We start from the raw sequence: 17452 nt of genomic DNA, 5'->3' as shown, positions 1-17452 counted from the left end.
CACTGGCGGAAGTGACACAATTACTTTACGCACACCATATGTCACAGTCCCGATTGCCACGGATAGAAAGGAGTTTTTTATCTATGGCAAAAGGTTCTGTAAGAAAGAAAGGCAAAAAGTGGTACGGACGCTTTTATATTGAAGATGAAAGCGGCAGAAAAGTGCAGAAAGAGTTTGCAGGCACAGAGAGCAAGGCGGAAACAGAAGCCATGCTCCGCAAAGCGATAGCGGACTATGAGGAAAAGCAGTTTGTCGGGAAAGCGGAAAACATCACGGTAGGCGATATGCTGGATATGTGGGTAGAGGAAGAACTGAAACCCGGCAACTTAAGCAACGGGACGGTCATGTCCTATCAGGGAACGGTCAACCGTATCAAGCAATATCCCATTGGCAAACGCAAGCTGAAAACCGTGACCGCCGACCATTTGCAGGCGTTCATTGATTTTCTGAGCTACGGTGGGACAAACCCGGACGGGACAACTTCAAAGCCCATGAGCAAAGGATATATGCTCCTGTTCTCGGCGGTGTTGCAAAATTCCTTCCGCTTTGCGGTTTTCCCGAAAAAACTGATTACCTTTAACCCTATGCAGTATGTGAAGCTGAGGGGCAGGAAGCAGGAAACGGATATTTTCTCGGACAGTGAGGAAGATACTTCCAGTATTCCTACTATCACCCATGAACAGTTCCAAAAGCTGGAGGAATTTCTCAAGGCAAAAGATAATCCCGCCTTGCTGCCTGTGCAGATAGCGTACTACACGGGGCTTCGTATCGGGGAAGTATGCGGCTTGACTTGGCAGGATATTAACCTTGAGGAACAATATCTCACGGTACGCCGAAGCATGCGCTATAACGGAACAAGGCACACAACCGAAGTGGGAACGACAAAACGGAGCAAAGTCCGCACCGTTGATTTCTGCGACACGCTGGCGGCAATCCTGCGGGCGGCGAGAACAGAACAGCGCAAAAACCGTTTCCGCTACGGGGAGTTTTATCACCTGAACTACTACAAAGAAGTAAAGGAAAAAGGGCGCACCTATTATGAGGTTTACAGCCTGCAAAGGACAGAGGAAGTCCCGGAGGATTACAAGGAAATCTCCTTTGTCTGCCTGAGAGCAGACGGGGCGTATGAAGCGCCGAGTACGGTAGGGATTATGTGCAGGGCGGCAAAGAAGAAAGTGAAAGGGCTTGAAGATTTCCATTTCCACACGCTCCGTCACACCTACACAAGCAATCTGCTTTCCGGCGGCGCAAAGCCGAAAGATGTGCAGGAACTTCTCGGACACTCCGATGTCAGTACCACAATGAACATCTACGCTCACTCTACAAGGGAAGCGAAGCGCACTTCCGCAAGGCTGCTGGATAAGGTGGTCGGCGGGGAATAAAAAGTTGCCCTTGTTTCGGCTCGTAAGGGCAAAAACAAGGGCAAACAGATAAGGTTTGAATGAAAAACAGGCGTGAAGCCTTGAAAAATCAATGGTTTTTGAGGATTAGATAGTTAAATGGGAATTTACAGCAACAAAATATTTTCCCAGTGCGCAGTTGCCCGTTTACAGGCTGTGGGGCAGGCGACACAGGCGAAAAACCTTCCCTGCCTCTCGGGTGGCCTGCCGGCGTCATCCCCTTCTAGGGTTTGACTTACAGGTCCGCACGCCGGAGGAGGTCGGCCATCTGCCGCAGCAGGGCCGCCTTCTCCCGCGCCCGCTGCAGCTCGGCGTCGCTGCAGCGCAGCCAGTCAAAGGCCTTGATTTCCTGGATGGTCCGCTCCAGCCGCCGTTTTTCCGCCGCCAGCTCCTCCAGGGAGAAAGGGGTGGCGGGCGACGCCTCGTCCCCCTCTACTGCGGCGGCGAGGCGGTAGACCCCCGGCCGCAACAGCTCGATCTCCCCCTGTTCCTTCATCTGGTGCAGCACCGAGCGCAGGGCCGCGCTGTCCGACGGCACGGGAAAGCCCCGCCGAGCCAGCTCGTCCCTGACCTCGGCGTTTTCGTGCGCCCGGCCGTCGGCGTACACATGGCGGGCAGCCCGCCGGATCTCACCTGCCATCGACATGGATATCCCCCTCCCGCAAAAGGGCGTGGGTCAGCTGCTCCTGACTCACCCCGGCAAAGGCCGCCACCCTCTCCACCGTCGAGTGCAGCGGTTCAAAGGCCAATCCCTGCTCATAGCGGTAAACCTGTTGGCGGGAGAGCCCCACCTTTTCCCCCAGCTGCTCCTGCGACAGGTGCAGCGCCGCGCGGATCACCGCCAAATTCTTGCCAAAGTACCCCGGCTCCCGCGCCGTCTTCTTCTCTGCCATCCGGCTTCCCCCCTCTGTTCGTTTGCCCCATTATAACGCCCTGTCCTCCCTCCGTCTACAACGCCCGTTTTACATTTTCTACGAATTTTCCCTTTTTTCGTTCTTTTTTTGCGCGGCCGTCCGCCGGAAGGCACAAAAAAGCCGGGCGATCTCGCCCGGCCCCAAAGGATGGCCGCTATTTGACAAACATGGTCCGGAGCAGCTCCACCGCCTCGTCCGCCGTGTAGCCGCCGGGGGTGCGGTGAAAGTTGGAGACTGCCTCGAAGCGGCTGCGGCAGCCCTCCACCTCCTGCGCCGTCATGGTGCAGCCGGTGCGGCAAAACCGCTGCAAAAGCCGGCAGACCGCCCGCTCGTCCGGCTCGCCCAGGGCCTTTAAAAAGGGGCGGAACAGTTCCCGTGAACAGCTCTTGGCCCGCTGGATAAAGGCCGGCAGGAAGACGCCCGACGCCGTTCCGTGGGGGATGCCGTAACGCTCGGTGAGCAGATAGCCCAGCCGGTGGGGAAAACAGGTGCCGCAGCGGTTGAGGGAGAAACCGGCGCAGAGGCAGCCCTCGCTGATCTGGTCGCGCAGCTGGGGCTGGATCTCCACCGCCGCGCCCCGGGCGCTGTCCTCCCAGGCGTCGGCCAGACGGCAGAGCCCCTCGTAGAGTAGCTCGATCCCCCGCAGGGCAAACATCCGGCTCACCCTGTCGGCATTCTGGGCAAAATAGCTCTCCACCCCGTGGCAGAAGGCGTCCACCGCTGTGGAGACGGTCTGCCGGTAGGGGAGGGAATAGGTGTACTTGGGGTCGATGAGGGCCAGGCGGGGGAAGGTGTCCTCCCGCCCGACACTCTGCTTGCGACCGATCTCGTCGATGGTCAGCACCGCCGTCTGGTCCAGCTCGCTGGAGGTGCCGGCGGTGGTGGGGACGCAGACCACCGGCAGGGCGGGGGTCTGCCACTCCCTGTCGTAGAGGGCGCTCTCGTCCAGTTGGGGATTGGCGGCAAAGATGGACGCCGCCTTGGCCGCGTCCATGGCCGAACCGCCCCCGATGCCCACCACAAAGTCGGCGCCAAAGGCCCGGGCCGCCTCGCCCGCCCGCTTGCAGGTAGAGACAAGGGGGTTTTCCCCCACCTGGGAAAAGACCTCCCACTCCACCCGGTGCATCTTCAGGGCGGTGCACACGTCCTCCAGGGCGCCGCTCTTGGCCGCCCCGCTCCTGCCGGTGACCAGCAGCGCCCTGTCCCCCAGAGACGCCAGCTGCTGGGAGTGCAGCAGCACGCACCCGCTCTCAAAATACACCTGGACCGGCATGTAAAAATTCACCGAACGCATCACAGCAGATTCCTCCTCTCGCCGCGCGACCCGCCCTTGGGCGGCGGCGCGGTCATTCGCGGCCATCGTATCCCCAGGTGAAATCGGACCGCCGGACAGGGACAGCCGCGGTCCACCCACCGGACGACCGGCCGTTTCGGCATGACGGCTGCACCGCGGCACCAATCCCGCAAGCGCCGAGCGCATAGCCGCATTGGCCCATGAGGCGGGGTGCATACGGCGTCTGCGCGTCTGCCCGGCCGCCCCCGGTATGATGCCACTTTGTTGCCATTATACCACACCCCCCGGCGCAGGAGGGGGAATTTTGGGAAAGGACCGATCTTTCCCCTTTCTTTTTTTGAAAAGCCATCGCCCCTGTGGTATCATAATAGCAGTCTGTTTTTGAAAAGGGGAACCGCTTTTGGAACTGTCCATCCTGCACTTTATCCAGCGCTTTGCCACCCCGCTGCTGGACAACGTCTTCCTCGCCATCACCGTTTTGGGGGAGCCGGTGGCCATTTTGGTGCCCATCCTGGTCATCTACTACTGTTACAACAAGAAGATGGGGCTTTTTTTGGCCTTTTCCAGCCTCACCTCCCAGGGGGTAAACGCCGGGATCAAAGCCCTTGTCGGCAGGGGACGGCCCATCGGCCAGCCGGGGGTCCGCAGCCTGCGCACCCAGACCGCCGGTGGCTCCTCCATGCCCAGCGGCCACACCCAGGGGGCCGTCACCCTGCTCTACTCCATCTACAAATTCGTCAAGCAAAAATCCATGCTGGCTGTGGCGGTGGTGATCGGGGTGGCGGTGGCCCTCTCCCGGCTCTACCTGGGGCTGCACTGGCCCACCGACGTGGTGGCTGGCTTCCTGCTGGCAATGCTGGTGTCCGAGGTCTGCTACCGGCTCTTCATCACCACCAAGCGCCCCTGGCTCCTCTTTACAGTGGCGGCCGCGGCCCTCTTTTTGCTGGCCTGGCCCACCAAGGGGAGCGCCGCGTTTTACAAGCTCACCGGCGCCTTTGTGGGGCTGGCCGCCGGCGCCTGGTTTGAGGACGCGGCCGTCCGCTTCACCTGCGAGACCTCCCTGCTCAAAAAGCTGGCGCGGGTTCTGCTGGGGGCCCTGCTCCTCTGGCTGCTGGATTGGGGGCTCTCCCTGGTCCTGCCCCAGACGGCTGTGGGGGGCGCTCTGCGCTACGGCACGATGGTCTTTGCCGCCGTCGGCTTCATCCCCCTGCTCTTCAAAAAAATGCGTCTCTAAACTGCCAAAACAACTGATGGGAAAGGACAATAATCATGGGAATTCAAATCATCGGCACCGGAAAATACCTGCCCGACCGGGTCGTCACCAACGACGACCTGGCGCAGATCGTGGACACCAGCGATGAGTGGATCACCACCCGCACCGGCATCAAGACCCGCCGGGTCGAGACCGAAAAGGCCACCTGGCAGATGGCGGCCTGCGCCGCCAAAGAGGCGGTGAAGGACGCCGGGGTCGCGCCTGCCGAAATCGACCTGGTGGTCTGCTCCACCGTCACCGGCGACTACCTCACCCCCGCCACCGCCTGCCTGGTGGCGGGGGAGCTGGGGCTCGACAGCCCCTTCTGTCTGGACGTCAACTCCGCCTGCGCCGGGTTTGTGGCCGCCGTCGACCTGGCCCAGCACTACCTGGCCAGCGGCCGGTACCGCTGCGCGCTGGTGGTTTCCAGCGAGATGCTCACCAAGCTGACTGACTTTTCCGACCGCGGCACCTGCGTCCTCTTCGGCGACGGGGCCGGGGCGGTGGTCCTGCGCGCCGCCGACAGCCTTTACGAGAGCTTTGCCGGGTCGGACCCCAGCGGCGGCCGCCATCTCTTTGCCCGGGGCGTCGCCCCCACCAGCCCCTTCCGCCAGCAGCCCTTTGACCCCCTGGGCGACGGCTGGGGCCCGTCGGCGGGCCATGCCCTGCACATGAACGGGCGGGAGGTCTACAAGTTCTCCACCCGCGTCCTCCCCCTCTGCGTCAAGACCGTCTGCGAGAGGGCGGGGCTGCCGCTGGAACAGCTGGACTGGGTCTTTCCCCACCAAGCCAACCGGCGCATCCTCGAGACGGCGGCCCAGAACCTGGGGCTGCCCTTTGAGCGCTTCTACCTGAACATCGACCGCTACGGCAACATGTCCAGCGCCTGCATCCCCATCTGCCTGGCCGAGGCCAGCAGGGAAGGGCTCCTCAAGCGGGGGGACAAGATCTGCCTGGTGGGCTTTGGCGGTGGGCTGGTCTACGCCGGCTGCCTGGTGGAGTGGTGACCCCCTCTCTCCCGCACAAAAAGGGCGCTGGACCATCTGGTCCAGCGCCCTTTTTTGTCGCCTGCGGCGATTTTTAACGGCCGCTCTTTTTGCCGAGGGCGGTGAAGGCGGGTTTCTTTCCCGCGCTCTTTTTCTTGCCAAACTGCAGCTTGGCGGTGAGGATCTTGTCGCTGGAAAAGAGCCGCACAGCCAGAAACATGCAGACTGCGAAGAAGACCACCTGATACCCCAGCCCAAAGAAGAAGAGGGGGTAGTTGCCAAACATCATGTTGGGGATGGCCATGAAGGTGTGGGTGAAGGGGATGGCGTAGACCAGGAACCGCGCCACCGTGGGCAGCCCGTTGACATCGGCCAGCAGGCAGATGAAGTAGGGGATCATCACCATCACCATCACCGGCATGATGGCTGTCTGGGCCGCCTTGATGTCCTGCGCCAGGGAGCCCAGGAGGATGGAGATGGTCAGCGCCGTGAGGATGGTGGCGAACAGCTGCACCCCGATGAGGAGGTACTGCCCGGTGGAGAGGGAGAGGCCCAGGGCCTTCAGCACCTCGCCGGCGGCGTTCTGGCCGCTGCCCCCCATCAGCTTGCCCATGTAGCCCGAATAGCCCACCATGAACACCGCCGCGTTGAGGAGGGAGACCAGCCCCGCGGCGATCATCTTGGAGGAGAGGATGCTGGTGCGCTTGATGGGGGCCGAGAGGAGGGTCTCCAGGGTCTTGTCATTTTTCTCGTTGACGATGGTGGAGACCACCATCTGCGAGGCGAACATCAGCAGCAAAAAGACGATGATGGGGACCATCATGGTCTGGCTGCTGAGAAAGCCGGACACCGTGCCCGCCGACACCTGCTGGGTGTGTTCTCCCACGGCGGTGTAATCCTCTGCCTGCACCGGCTCCAAAATGGGGCCCGGGTCGGCGATGCCCGCCTTCTCCACCAGGGTGCGGGAGAGGATCGCCCCCAGCTGCTGCACCACCTGGCTGTCCACCCCGGCGGAGATGTTGGCGGTGACGGCCGCGCTCTTGATCTCGCTGTACAGCTGGATCTTCTGGGCCACCGGCTTTTCGGCCAGGATCCCCGCGCCAAACCCCTCGGGGATGACGATGGCGCTCTGCCGGCCCAACTCCCGGGCGTAGTCGATGGGGTTTTCATAGGCTTTCGTGGTGCGGTGCACCACAAAGCCCGACTGCTCGAGCCCCCCCAGCAGTGACCGGGTCAGCTCGCTGTCGTCCAGGTCGATAACAGCCACCTCGCCCGCGTTTTTGGCGGCCTCCTCGGTGACCGAGCCCATAAAGTTGCCCAGCAGCACAAAGATGCCCGCGCAGAGGACGATGGAGAGGACCGACTGCAGGGTGATCATCTCCCGCAGCTCTTTTTTCAAAAGGATCCAAAACTTTCTCATCGGCCGCTCACCGCCCTCTCAAATACCTCTTCCAGGTTTTGCGCCTGATAGCGCTCCAACAATTCCTCGCAGTTGCCGGTGACGTGGAGGATCCCCTTGTCGATGATCCCCACCCGGTCGGAGAGGAACTCGATCTCCAGCATGTTGTGGCTGGAGAGGAGGAAGCTCATCCCCTCGGCGGCCAGCCCCTTGATCATCCGCCGGATCTCCAGGGCGTTGATGATGTCCAGCCCGCTGGTGGGCTCGTCGAGGATGGCCAGGGCCGGGCGGGTCATCACCGCCCGGGAGAGGAGCAGTTTGCGGGTCATTCCCCGGGAATAGGTGCCGATCTTGTCGCCCAGCCGCTCGCCCAGGCCGCAGCGCTCCACCGCGTATTCGACGCAGGCCTTTGCCCGCTCCCGGTCGGCCACAAACAGCCCCGCCATGAACTTGAGGTACTCCATCCCGGTCATGGACTTGTAGGCCCCCGCCTCGTCGGGCAGGTAGGTGATGGATTCCCGCACCTTCTCCGGCTCGGCGCGCAGGCTGTGCCCGGCCACCACCGCGTCCCCGTCGGTGGGGGTCAGCAGGGTGGCAATCATCCGAATGGTGGTGGTCTTGCCGGCCCCGTTGGGGCCGATGAGGGCAAAGACCTCGCCCTTGCCCACGTCAAAGCTGATGCCCTTGACCGCCTCTACCTGGCCGTACCGCTTTCGCAGTTGGCGCACTTCTAGTGTCTTCTCCATACGCTCTCCTTCTTCTCTTCTCCCCAGCGGGGCAAACATGCAATGGCCGCCTTTGGCGGCTTTTATCTGCGGATTTAGAGACAGTATAGCATATCTACCCCCTGCGGCGCCACCTTCAGCGCTGGTCATTTTTCTCCTTTAACCCCTCTTTTTCTCATTTTTTTGCAAAGGGCGGGGGATGGGCGTATAATAGAGCCACCAAACTTCACATTTGGAGGAAACAAGAATGAAAAAGGCACTCTGCACGGCCCTGGCCTGTCTTCTGGCCCTGGGGCTTTTCGCCGGCTGCAACAAGGACGAGAGCGCGGTCGCCGCGGGCGGCTCCATCTCCTCCCCCCAGGTCGACCTGCGGCCGACCAACCCCCTCACCGGGCTGCGCGTCGACGACGACTACGCCGCCACCCACCGGCCGGTGGGGGTGATGATCAACAACCTAAAGGCCGCCCTGCCCCAGTACGGGCTGGCGCAGGCCGACATCCTCTACGAGGTGGTGGCCGAGGGGGGGATCACCCGGCTGCTGGCCATCTACTCCGATGCGCGCCAGGTGCCCAAAATCGGCTCGGTGCGCTCGGCCCGGCCCGTCTATATCGAGTTGGCCACCGGCCACGACGCCACCCTCATCCACTACGGCACCAGCACCCAGGCCGACGCCCTGCTGCAGAAAAACGGCATCAAGACGGTGGACGGGATGGCCCTCTCCACCGTGGCCTTCTCCTTTGACGAGGTGCGGCACAAGACCTACTCGCGGGAGCACTGCACCTTCACCTCGGGCGAGCTCATCCAAAAGGGGCTGGACAAAAAGTCCATCAGCCTCTCGGGCGCGCCCCGCTGCGGCTTCTCCTTCTGCGAGCAGTCCAAGTTCAGCGGCGACCTCTACGCCCCCAGCTACGGCAAGGCCGACGAGGTCTCCTTCCCCTTCTCGGGGTATGTCAGCGACACCCTGCGCTACAACGCCGCCACCTGCAGGTACGAAAAGTACCAGTTCGGCCAGCCCCACATCGACGCCGCCACCGGCGAGACCCTCTCCTTTGACAACGCCCTGCTCCTCTACACCTCCATTCAGGTCATCGACCAGATCGGCCACGTGGACGTAGCCCTGGACAGCGGGACGGGCTACTACTTCACCCGCGGCCAGTACGAGCCCATCCGGTGGAAAAAGGGCGGGGTCAGCGACCCCCTCACCTTTACCAAAGAGGACGGCTCGCCCCTGACCCTCAACGCCGGCAAGACCTATGTGGCCGTCGTCAGCGACAAAAACGAGTCCTCCCTCGACATCGCTCCCGGCAAGACAGAGGCGCCCGAGACCACCTCTTCCGGGGCCTCCTCCGCAGCAGAATAATTGTGCCTCTCCCCGTTGCGCGGGGGAGAGCGGGGCATACTATCTCCAAAGAAAAAAAGGAGAGATGGTATGTCCCGTTTGCTTTCTGTCAACCACCTGACCAAAATCTACGGCTGCGGCCCTCGGGAGGTCCGCGCCCTCTGGGACGTCAATTTTGCCCTGGAAGAGGGGTCTTTCACCGCCGTGCTGGGAGAGGCCGGCTCCGGCAAGTCCGCCCTGCTGGACATCTTGGGCGGGCTGGAGGCCCCCACCCATGGCCGCTACCAGTTCCGGGGGGAAGAGGTGACCCGGATGGGGGAGTGCTGCCTCGCCCGGCTGCGGGGGGAGATGGGCTTCGCCCTGCAGTGGGCCCCCCTGGAAAAGGGGGCCAGCCTGTTGGAGGACGTCTCCCACCCCCTGATGAGCCGGGGCATCCCCACCGCCCGGCGGCGGGAGATGGCCCTGCGCGCCCTCGCCAAAGTCGGCCTTGAGGGGCGCGCCGGCAGCCTGCCGGACAGCCTGAACGACAGCCAACTGCGGCGGGCCGTCATCGCCCGGGCCATCGCCGCCGAACCGTCCCTGCTGCTGGTGGAGGAGCCGGGGGAGAGCCACACCGACGCCCACACCGACGTGGGGGCCGTTCTCCGCCAGCTGGGGAGAGAAGGGCTCTCCATCGTCCTCTTCACCCGCGACCAGCAGCTGGCCGCCTGCGCCCCCCGGCAACTCCTGCTGCAGGGGGGACGGCTGGTGGGAGACATCGCCACCCCCCCGCAGCGCGGCACCCGGCTGGCCTGACCGGCCACACCGATACAAAAAGGGCCCGACGGCCCTTTTTTCGCGCGCAGCCGCCGGACACAAAAGCAGAGGGCGCGCCCGGCCGGTCCGGCGGGCGCGCCCCCTGTCATTTGTTTTGCTCAGTCCAAAAAGTAGACGTCCAGCGCCCGCTTGCCGTGGGCGCAGCTCTGGGCATAGGTGGCGTAGAGCAGGTCGAAGTCCACCCGCCCCTCCTTCATGGCCGAACCGGTCTCCCCGGCAACGGCGTACCCGTAGACAAAGGAGCCGTCGCTGGAGACGATGTACATCCGCGTCCCATAGGGGATCTTGGACGGGTCCACCGCAACGATGCCGGGCACCGGTTTGCGCCCGCTGGCCGTCCCCTGGCCGGGCTTGACGCTGTAGCCGGTGGTGATGGCCCCCTTCATCACCCGGGAGTAGGAGAGGGGGATGCCGTCGTCGCCGATGGGCACGTCGCCAAAGCGCAGGGTCGAGACCATCGCCCGCTCCTTGCCTTTGAGCACCACCTCGTCCACCGGCTCCACCGTGATCTCCTCGGCCACCACCTGGGGCTCGCCCTCAGGCGTCCCGTCCACCAGGCGGGTGCGGGTGGTCACCAACTTCTCCCCGTTTTGCCCCTCCGACTGCAGCTGGGTGCGCCCCGGCCCCAGAAGAGAGGTCTCCTCGTATTGGGTGCCGTAGGGCACCTCTTCGGTGTGCTGGGCCTCGGCATAGGTCACCCGGGAGATGGAGATGACCGTTCCATCCTCCACCAGTTCGCCCCGGGCGGGGGCGACCACGTCCTCCTCCCCCAGGGGGATGTCGGCGGCTTCCAGCACGCTGCGGACGGTGGACGCGGTGGTCCAGACCACCGTCTCACCGCCCTCGGCCTGTACCGCCACCGGGAACGCTCTCTGGATGGTGATCTTCTGCAGTCCCCCCGCGGCGTGGGACTTGGCAGTCACCAGGTCGCCGGGCCCCACCGAGATGCCCTGCTTTTGCAAGATCGACTCGGGGGCGCTGCCCACACAGAGGACGGCGGTGGTGCGGCTGCTGTCCGAGACCAGGACCACGTCGGTCTTGGCGGTGACCAAGGTCGAGACGATCAGCAGCGCCAACAGGAGGCTGGCGCAGAACAGCGCCCGGCTGCTCTGCCCCACCCGCTTTATAATCATTCGTGCATTCTGTATCATAGATTCTCCTTTACCAAAGCAAATCGCTTCCTTTGCCAAAGTACGTCTCAGTATACCCGAAGGCCATTTTCCCAGTCAAACCGGGCTTTGGGCCGTTTCAGAAGGAAAAATCCCCTCACCTGGAAGGATTCCCGTTTAGCCCCCCAATCATTCTCGTTTCCTCTGCCATGGTCCGTTTTTCGCTGTAACCATTTTGTAACATTTAGCGCAAAAATGCGATTGTTAAGCCATTTGGAAAAAACAGACCGGTTCCTGTCGAACGATTTTTCCGCATCTTTGGAAACCTGTCCCTCTATTTCTTCCCCTCAAATTATCCTAACAGGATATTTTCGTATTTATAGTACATTTTGTTTTTCAAATTTTTTTCGCCCATTTTGTCATTCATAAATATGGAATATTTATTCATATATATCCTGCCAAAAAGGCGCAAAAAAATCAGCACAGGCAATTCGCCTGTGCTGATCGAAAGCGGAGAAAAAACTATCTCTTGGAGAACTGGGGAGCGCGACGGGCGGCTTTGAGGCCGTACTTCTTGCGCTCTTTCATTCTGGGGTCACGGGTCAGGAACCCGGCCTTCTTCAGGTCGCCGCGCAGCTCGGCGTCGAACAGGAGGAGGGCGCGGGACAGGCCGTGGCGGATGGCGCCAGCCTGGCCGGAAACGCCGCCACCGGAGACGGTGCAGACGATGTCAAACTTGCCTTCCAGGCCGGTGAGGGCCAGGGGCTGCTTCACGATGACCTTCAAGGTCTCGAGACCAAAGTAGTCGTCGATGTCGCGGCCGTTGATGGTGATCTTGCCGGTGCCGTTGTCGTAGACGCGCACTCTCGCAACCGAATTCTTTCTTCTGCCGGTGCCGTAGTAGTAGGGAGTTTTATCGTACATGGATGCGTTCCTCCTTGTTAACCGTTGTAAGCTTCAGGCTTCTGAGACTGGTGCTTGTGTGCGTCGCCCTTGTAGACGCGCAGGCGGGTCATTGCCGCGCGGCCGATGGTGGTGTCGGGGACCATCCCCTTGACCGCCAGGGTCATAGCGCGGTCAGAGTGGGCCTTCATAAAGGTGCGGTAGTTGACCTCTTTCAGGCCGCCGACCCAGCCGCTGTGGTGGCGGTAGAACTTCTGATCCAGCTTGTTGCCGGTGAGGATCGCTTTGTCGCTGTTGATGATGATCACGTGGTCACCGCAATCGACATGGGGGGCAAAGGTGACTTTGTTCTTCCCTCTGAGCAGGTTGGCGGCAATGGCGGCAGTGCGGCCCATCGGTTTGCCAGCCGCGTCGATTACATACCATTTGCGGGTGATTTCGGCGGGTTTCGGCATGGTAGTAGACATGGTCTTTCCTCCTGAATTTTGGTTTCATTCGCTTGTATGAAATGGCCGATCGGCCGGTTACACAAACGTGCAAGTATCATTATAGCCACCCACACCGGCGCTGTCAACACCAAAATTCGATTTTTTCAATCTGCATCTTCACACCTTCTATTTCCACCCGTATCCTCCCTCATCCTCTCGATTTCGAAACCTCCATTTCACTTTAAAAGCTGTCGAGCATAGGAAGTTCCGTTCCTGCCGGCCTCGTTGGGGAGGGGGGACCGCTGGCCGCCCTGCAGCGCATGGCCTCTTGACACCCCCATGCCACAGACGCTCCTCGGCGGGGCAGCGGGGCGAGGGGGCAGCGACGGCTTGGCGGTAGGACAGCTCCAGTGGAGTGGGCCTGCTGCCGGGCAGGTCTTCTCCGGGCGGGAAGTACATTGGCTGTAGAGGCAGGGCGGCCGCCCCCGTCCGTCCCCCGCGCTGCCCACCAAACGCCCCCCTGGAGGGATGCGCCCACGCTCTTTCTCCCGCCGCGATGGGGGTGTAAAAAAAGCACTAGGAAAATCGCGCCCCAGGCCTTATAATAGGAAGCGCCTGCGGGGGAGGGAGCATTGCCTCCCCACACCGGCAGACCGACACGGGGGAGGGAGCGCTCATGCAAAAACTCATGGGGGCAATGCGCAAGGCCATTCAGGATTACGGGATGCTGTCCGACGGCGACCGGGTGGCCGTCGGGGTGTCCGGCGGCAAGGATTCGCTGGCCCTGCTGGCCGGGTTGGCCGGGCTGCGCGATTACATCGGCATCGACTACCAGGTGGTGGGGATCACCATCGACATGGGCAACCCCAAAGTCCCCACCCCCGACTGGGGCAGGGTCGAGGCCTTCTGCCGCGCACTAGGGATCCCCTACCAGGTCAAGCGCACCGAGATCGGAGACATCATCTTCAACGTGCGGCAGGAGAAAAATCCCTGTTCCCTCTGCGCGCGGATGCGGCGCGGCTCCCTCCACGACGCGGCCAAGGCCGCCGGCTGCAACAAGGTGGCCCTGGGCCACCACAAGGACGACGCGGTGGAGACCTTTTTCATGAACCTCTTCAACGAGGGGCGGCTGGGCTGTTTTCAGCCGGTGACCTACCTCTCCCGCAAAGACCTCACCGTCATCCGCCCCCTGGTGCTGGCCGACGAATTCCTGGTGAGCTCGGCGGCTCGGCGGCTGGACTTCCCGGTGGTCAAGAGCAGCTGTCCGGTGGACGGCCACACCAACCGCGAGCGGATGAAGGAGTACATTCGCCAGCAGGAACGGCTGGACCGCGGCTTTAAGGACCGCATCTTCGGCGCCATCTGCCGGACCCACCTGGACGGATTTTGATCCCTCGTTTGCAATATCTATATCTATTTATACTTATTGTATTATATTTTCGCCTTTAGAGCCCTGCGGGCAGTCTCTGCCGCAGGGCTTTTCTTTTTTTGTGAGGGGGAGGGAACAGGCGGCGCCCGGAAATCCTCTCCCCAGGCGCCGCCCATCTTCCTCTTATATATAGGAAAGGGGGTCGTCCCCTTCCTCAGCTTCGAGGAGTTCAAATCGGTTTTTGCAAAAATCGATCAGTCCGTCCCGCCGCATCCTCGACAGCTCTCGGGAGAGGGCGCTGCGCTCCACGTGCAGGTAATCGGCCATAGCCGCCCGGTCCAGGGGCAGGGTGACGGCACTGCGCCCCGCCCGCTCCGTCTCCCGGCGCAGGTAGGCCAGCACCTTCTCCCGCACCGTTGGGCGGAGCAGACAGTCGATCCGCTCATGAAGCAGCAGCCCCTTCTCCGCCGCGATCCCCACGTAGTTGCGCAGCAACCTGTCCGCACCGGGGCAGCCCCTTTGGCAGCCGGCAATCAGCCCCTCAAAGGGGAGGTGGAGCACCTCCGCCCCCTCAGTGACCCGCACCGTCACCGGGCTCGGCCTTCCCGGCCTGGCTGCCAGGAGGATGCCGATCGCGTCCCCCGGTTTTAGCAGCGCCAGGATGACCGAACGCCCCTGGGCGTCCCCCTTCACCGCCTGGGCCCGCCCCGACAGCAGCAGCCCAAAGGAGGAGACCGCCTCCCCCTCACCCAAAATCCGCGCCCCCGCCGGGTAGTGCCGGGAAATCGCCCCCACCCCCTGCAGGAGGGCGACAAGCTCCCCCTCATCGACCCCCGCAAACAGCTCGGTCTCCGCCAGTGCGACCTTCATCTGCCGCCCCTCCTTTTTGTTGCGTGTGCAACATATCTTCTTTTCCCATTGTAGTACAATGGGCCCAAAAAGGACAGCCCCACAACCAATTGGAGGTATTCTTAATGGACAAAGCCGTTACCCGCATCACCCGAACCGCCCTATTCACCGCCCTGTTGGTGGCCCTGCAGGCCGCCACCCTGCCCTTCGGCAACACCCTGGTCACTGGCTCGGTGGTCAATCTGCTGCTGATCCTCGCCGCCCTCTTTCTGGATCTGCCCGCCGCTACGGCAGTAGGCCTTCTCTCCCCGGCAGTGGCCAAATTTCTCGGCATCGGTCCCCTGTGGGCCCTCATCCCCTTTATCGCCCTCGGCAATCTGGTGTTGATCTTTGTCTGGCGGACAATCGTTCACAGGTGGGGGCAGGGCTGGCGCGCGCTGGGCGGGGCCGCCCTCCTCGCCGCACCCGCCAAGACCGCGACCCTCTATCTGGGCATCGTGCAGTTCGCCATCCCCATCCTCCTGAAGCTGCCGGCCCAGCAGGCAGCGGCGGTCTCCGCCCTCTTCTCCCTGCCCCAACTGGTGACTGCCCTGGTGGGCGGGGCGGCGGCAGCGGCTCTCTTCCCCGTCCTGCGCCGGGCCATCCCCGAGCCGCCCTCTCGCGACTGACCCGGCGCTGCAAAAAGCGGCAGGACACCCCTCTCCCGATGGGGCCCTGCCGCACAAAGGGGGAGGGGAGGGACCCGCAGACATGCCGCCCCGCTTCCCGCTCCCTCGCACTTTTCTCCCCGGCCCTTGGCCTTCAGTCTTTAGACTTCAGCCCTCAGCCCTCCTCCGCCTCTTTTAGAGAAGGGGCTTTTGCCGCCCTTGTGCGGTAGATGGGCAGGTCCCGGGTGGGCATCCCCTTGAGAAATTTCCAGAACAGCACGCAGGCCACCGCCGCCAGGGTGCACCAGACCACCCAGGGCAGGTAGTGCAGGGCAGGGGTCTCCGCCAGGTCGTAGAGGTACCCCGAGAGAAAGTTCCCCAGCACCGTGCCCGCCGCCAGCGACGTGCCCTGAAAGCCGTAATAGGCCCCCACCTTTCCCGGCTCGGCGAAATCGGTCACCTGCATGTTCCGCACCGGCTGGTAGATCATCTGCCCCAGGGTGAAGATGACCGTCCCCACGTAGAGGGCGGGGAGGGCGGGCACGAACCCCATGATTGCAAGCCCTACCCCGTAGAGGATGTTGGCCAGGGCCAGCGACTCGTTGGCGTGCAGGTGCCCCTTGCACCACTTGACCAGGGGCAGTTGCACCGCCACCCCGATGACCGAGGCCAGGGTGTAGATAAAGCCCACATAGGCGTAGCTGGGGTCGATGGCCTTGATCCGGGTGGGGATGGTCAGGTCCTTCTGGCTCATGAGACCGGTGGTAATGGCGGTGATCAGCAAAAAGAGGATGTAGGTCTTGTTTTTCAGGCAGGTGCGCACCGTCTCCATGGCGCTGGTCTGGGCGGGGGCCGCCCCGTTTTTCCCATCGGCCTTCAGGTCGGGGAGAAGGAAGATCGACAGGGCGATGGTCAGGGCAAAGACCCCGGCCGAGACGATGCAGACCCAGCGAAAGCCCATCACCATCAAAAAGGTACCCACGGCGGGGCCGACGATGTTGCCGCAGTTGTTGAGCATCTCCCGCATGGAGAAGAGGGCGGTGCGGTTTTGGTCGTTTGCCAGCAGGTCGTAGTAGGAGTAGCAGGAGGGGACAAACAGCGCGCCCCCCAGTCCCACAAAGAAGCTGGACAGAAAAAAGCCCCAAAAGTCGCTCATGAACCCGCAGAGGAAAAGGCCGAACATCCGGATGGCGGCGCCGATGACCATGGCCCGCTTGCAGCCGATCTTGTCGCCCACCGCCCCCAGGAAGATGCTGGTCAGGTCCTGCCCCAAAAACCGCACCCCGGTGATGTAGCCCACCATGGCCGTCGCCATCCCCAACCCGTTGACCAGGTAGTTGTTGAGAATGGGGATCAGCATAAAAAAGCCGATGCCCATCACCAAGGTGTTGGCGTGCATCAGCAAAACAACGATTTTGTACCGCTTTTCACCCACTGTTTCCACTCCTTTTCCGCCGCCTTTTGCTTTCTAAACTTGTATCAATTATAGCACAAGACTCCTCCTTCTCCTAGGGGGCAGAAGCCACAAACCCTGTATTGTTTTTCATACAAGATGTGGAGAAAGTGCTGCCTGCGGGAAAGGCGAGGCAAAACGGGCAAAACGAGAGGGCCCCGGCGCAATTGCCAGGGCCCTCTTTTCGGTTTTTCTATTTGATGATGTGGATCTGCCCCACCAGCGGCAGCTCTCTGGCCTGCCCTTGGGCAGCATAGATGATCCCCATGATGGAGAGCACCAGGGTGAAGATCCCCACGATGCCCAGGGCGAGGCCGGAAAAGATCCGCACCAGGGGGATAAAGTGAAACACCCTTTGCAGGATGCCGCTCCCCACCTCGACGATAAAGAGCACCAGCCCTTGGTTGACGTGAAACTTGGTGTAGGGCGACTGCTGGTACACCAGCAGCGGCACAAAGAAGAGAACGCCCAGATAGGACATCCAGGCCAGACTCTTGGTCTGGTTGACATCGGCAGGGGAAAATTGCTGATTCATAGCGGGATACCGCCCTTTCTCACAGTTGTCGCCC

The 17452-nt window shown here is 62.1% G+C and carries 18 protein-coding genes; 7 read left to right on the top strand and 11 right to left on the bottom strand.

Going from position 1 to position 17452, the window contains the following annotated elements; translation table 11 throughout:
- Positions 1-83 precede the first annotated feature (83 nt).
- The gene (locus BN3266_RS01035) at positions 84-1382 is read left to right on the top strand and encodes a tyrosine-type recombinase/integrase (protein WP_002586625.1); all 1299 of its coding nucleotides are present in this window, start codon (positions 84-86) and stop codon (positions 1380-1382) included.
- Positions 1383-1635: 253 nt separating this feature from the next.
- On the opposite strand, the gene BN3266_RS01030 is transcribed toward BN3266_RS01035, so the two are convergent.
- The 3 genes from BN3266_RS01030 to BN3266_RS01020 form a co-directional block, all read right to left on the bottom strand.
- Positions 1636-2046 (bottom strand): hypothetical protein, encoded by a 411-nt coding sequence (locus BN3266_RS01030; RefSeq protein ID WP_154668917.1) that lies wholly within the window; start codon positions 2044-2046, stop codon positions 1636-1638.
- A complete protein-coding gene (locus BN3266_RS01025) occupies positions 2030-2293 on the bottom strand; it encodes a helix-turn-helix transcriptional regulator (protein WP_059003088.1) in 264 nt (87 codons plus the stop codon). Before BN3266_RS01025 ends, BN3266_RS01030 begins: the two co-directional genes overlap by 17 nt.
- Before the next feature lie 175 nt (positions 2294-2468).
- Positions 2469-3608 (bottom strand): iron-containing alcohol dehydrogenase, encoded by a 1140-nt coding sequence (locus BN3266_RS01020; RefSeq protein ID WP_059003087.1) that lies wholly within the window; start codon positions 3606-3608, stop codon positions 2469-2471.
- Positions 3609-4008: 400 nt separating this feature from the next.
- Between BN3266_RS01020 and BN3266_RS01015 the strand changes: the two genes are divergently transcribed.
- Both BN3266_RS01015 and BN3266_RS01010 read left to right on the top strand, forming a co-directional pair.
- Complete coding sequence (locus tag BN3266_RS01015) at positions 4009-4842, top strand: phosphatase PAP2 family protein (protein WP_021661476.1); 834 nt, start codon at positions 4009-4011, stop codon at positions 4840-4842.
- A gap of 35 nt (positions 4843-4877) precedes the next feature.
- Positions 4878-5867, top strand: coding sequence for a 3-oxoacyl-ACP synthase III family protein (locus BN3266_RS01010; protein WP_059003085.1), 990 nt, complete (start codon positions 4878-4880; stop codon positions 5865-5867).
- A 73-nt stretch (positions 5868-5940) separates the two neighbouring features.
- On the opposite strand, the gene BN3266_RS01005 is transcribed toward BN3266_RS01010, so the two are convergent.
- Both BN3266_RS01005 and BN3266_RS01000 read right to left on the bottom strand, forming a co-directional pair.
- Positions 5941-7266 (bottom strand): ABC transporter permease, encoded by a 1326-nt coding sequence (locus BN3266_RS01005; protein WP_059003084.1) that lies wholly within the window; start codon positions 7264-7266, stop codon positions 5941-5943.
- On the bottom strand, positions 7263-7991 hold the full coding sequence (locus BN3266_RS01000; RefSeq protein WP_021661473.1) for an ABC transporter ATP-binding protein: 729 nt from the start codon (positions 7989-7991) through the stop codon (positions 7263-7265). The genes BN3266_RS01005 and BN3266_RS01000 overlap by 4 nt, the downstream gene beginning before the upstream one ends.
- A 226-nt stretch (positions 7992-8217) precedes the next feature.
- Here BN3266_RS01000 and BN3266_RS00995 point away from each other — a divergent pair, with 226 nt between their 5' ends.
- Positions 8218-9330, top strand: a complete 1113-nt coding sequence (locus BN3266_RS00995) for a DUF3048 domain-containing protein (RefSeq protein ID WP_059003082.1) — start codon at positions 8218-8220, stop codon at positions 9328-9330.
- 69 nt (positions 9331-9399) lie between these two features.
- A complete protein-coding gene (locus BN3266_RS00990) occupies positions 9400-10104 on the top strand; it encodes an ATP-binding cassette domain-containing protein (RefSeq protein ID WP_059003080.1) in 705 nt (234 codons plus the stop codon).
- 119 nt (positions 10105-10223) lie between these two features.
- Here BN3266_RS00990 and BN3266_RS00985 read toward each other — a convergent pair whose 3' ends face one another.
- The 3 genes from BN3266_RS00985 to rplM form a co-directional block, all read right to left on the bottom strand.
- Positions 10224-11276, bottom strand: a complete 1053-nt coding sequence (locus BN3266_RS00985) for a resuscitation-promoting factor (RefSeq protein ID WP_082671571.1) — start codon at positions 11274-11276, stop codon at positions 10224-10226.
- 480 nt (positions 11277-11756) lie between these two features.
- The gene (gene rpsI, locus BN3266_RS00980; protein ID WP_021659011.1) at positions 11757-12158 is read right to left on the bottom strand and encodes a 30S ribosomal protein S9; all 402 of its coding nucleotides are present in this window, start codon (positions 12156-12158) and stop codon (positions 11757-11759) included.
- Between the two features lie 17 nt (positions 12159-12175).
- Positions 12176-12604: a 50S ribosomal protein L13 gene (rplM, locus tag BN3266_RS00975; protein WP_044992274.1), complete on the bottom strand. Its 429-nt coding sequence runs from the start codon at positions 12602-12604 to the stop codon at positions 12176-12178.
- 637 nt (positions 12605-13241) lie between these two features.
- Between rplM and BN3266_RS00970 the strand changes: the two genes are divergently transcribed.
- A complete protein-coding gene (locus BN3266_RS00970) occupies positions 13242-13955 on the top strand; it encodes a tRNA 2-thiocytidine biosynthesis TtcA family protein (RefSeq protein ID WP_059003077.1) in 714 nt (237 codons plus the stop codon).
- Positions 13956-14117: 162 nt separating this feature from the next.
- On the opposite strand, the gene BN3266_RS00965 is transcribed toward BN3266_RS00970, so the two are convergent.
- Positions 14118-14804 (bottom strand): Crp/Fnr family transcriptional regulator, encoded by a 687-nt coding sequence (locus BN3266_RS00965; protein WP_059003074.1) that lies wholly within the window; start codon positions 14802-14804, stop codon positions 14118-14120.
- A 104-nt stretch (positions 14805-14908) separates the two neighbouring features.
- Between BN3266_RS00965 and BN3266_RS00960 the strand changes: the two genes are divergently transcribed.
- Positions 14909-15451, top strand: coding sequence for an ECF transporter S component (locus tag BN3266_RS00960; protein ID WP_059003072.1), 543 nt, complete (start codon positions 14909-14911; stop codon positions 15449-15451).
- A 154-nt stretch (positions 15452-15605) separates the two neighbouring features.
- On the opposite strand, the gene BN3266_RS00955 is transcribed toward BN3266_RS00960, so the two are convergent.
- Together BN3266_RS00955 and BN3266_RS00950 are read right to left on the bottom strand one after the other, a co-directional pair.
- Positions 15606-16874: an MDR family MFS transporter gene (locus tag BN3266_RS00955; protein ID WP_154668916.1), complete on the bottom strand. Its 1269-nt coding sequence runs from the start codon at positions 16872-16874 to the stop codon at positions 15606-15608.
- Between the two features lie 202 nt (positions 16875-17076).
- Positions 17077-17418, bottom strand: coding sequence for a magnetosome magnetite crystal formation protein family (locus tag BN3266_RS00950; RefSeq protein ID WP_021659018.1), 342 nt, complete (start codon positions 17416-17418; stop codon positions 17077-17079).
- Positions 17419-17452: the final 34 nt, after the last annotated feature.

Source organism: Bittarella massiliensis (ex Durand et al. 2017) (assembly GCF_001486165.1).
Classification (GTDB): Bacteria; Bacillota; Clostridia; order Oscillospirales; family Ruminococcaceae; genus Bittarella; species Bittarella massiliensis.
The sequence above is the reverse complement of the archived record's forward strand: the minus strand, read 5'-3'. Positions and strand labels throughout refer to the sequence as shown.

What these genes read in the sequence shown, in the direction of transcription:
- BN3266_RS00950 (WP_021659018.1), bottom strand. Translation starts at nt 17,418, where the DNA reads ATGAATCAGCAATTTTCCCCTGCCGATGTCAACCAGACCAAGAGTCTG.
- BN3266_RS01035 (WP_002586625.1), top strand. Translation starts at nt 84, where the DNA reads ATGGCAAAAGGTTCTGTAAGAAAGAAAGGCAAAAAGTGGTACGGACGC.
- BN3266_RS01000 (WP_021661473.1), bottom strand. Translation starts at nt 7,991, where the DNA reads ATGGAGAAGACACTAGAAGTGCGCCAACTGCGAAAGCGGTACGGCCAG.
- BN3266_RS01020 (WP_059003087.1), bottom strand. Translation starts at nt 3,608, where the DNA reads ATGCGTTCGGTGAATTTTTACATGCCGGTCCAGGTGTATTTTGAGAGC.
- BN3266_RS00995 (WP_059003082.1), top strand. Translation starts at nt 8,218, where the DNA reads ATGAAAAAGGCACTCTGCACGGCCCTGGCCTGTCTTCTGGCCCTGGGG.
- BN3266_RS01030 (WP_154668917.1), bottom strand. Translation starts at nt 2,046, where the DNA reads ATGTCGATGGCAGGTGAGATCCGGCGGGCTGCCCGCCATGTGTACGCC.
- BN3266_RS00970 (WP_059003077.1), top strand. Translation starts at nt 13,242, where the DNA reads ATGCAAAAACTCATGGGGGCAATGCGCAAGGCCATTCAGGATTACGGG.
- rplM (WP_044992274.1), bottom strand. Translation starts at nt 12,604, where the DNA reads ATGTCTACTACCATGCCGAAACCCGCCGAAATCACCCGCAAATGGTAT.
- BN3266_RS01025 (WP_059003088.1), bottom strand. Translation starts at nt 2,293, where the DNA reads ATGGCAGAGAAGAAGACGGCGCGGGAGCCGGGGTACTTTGGCAAGAAT.
- BN3266_RS00985 (WP_082671571.1), bottom strand. Translation starts at nt 11,276, where the DNA reads ATGATACAGAATGCACGAATGATTATAAAGCGGGTGGGGCAGAGCAGC.
- BN3266_RS01005 (WP_059003084.1), bottom strand. Translation starts at nt 7,266, where the DNA reads ATGAGAAAGTTTTGGATCCTTTTGAAAAAAGAGCTGCGGGAGATGATC.
- BN3266_RS01010 (WP_059003085.1), top strand. Translation starts at nt 4,878, where the DNA reads ATGGGAATTCAAATCATCGGCACCGGAAAATACCTGCCCGACCGGGTC.
- BN3266_RS00960 (WP_059003072.1), top strand. Translation starts at nt 14,909, where the DNA reads ATGGACAAAGCCGTTACCCGCATCACCCGAACCGCCCTATTCACCGCC.
- BN3266_RS00990 (WP_059003080.1), top strand. Translation starts at nt 9,400, where the DNA reads ATGTCCCGTTTGCTTTCTGTCAACCACCTGACCAAAATCTACGGCTGC.
- BN3266_RS00965 (WP_059003074.1), bottom strand. Translation starts at nt 14,804, where the DNA reads ATGAAGGTCGCACTGGCGGAGACCGAGCTGTTTGCGGGGGTCGATGAG.
- rpsI (WP_021659011.1), bottom strand. Translation starts at nt 12,158, where the DNA reads ATGTACGATAAAACTCCCTACTACTACGGCACCGGCAGAAGAAAGAAT.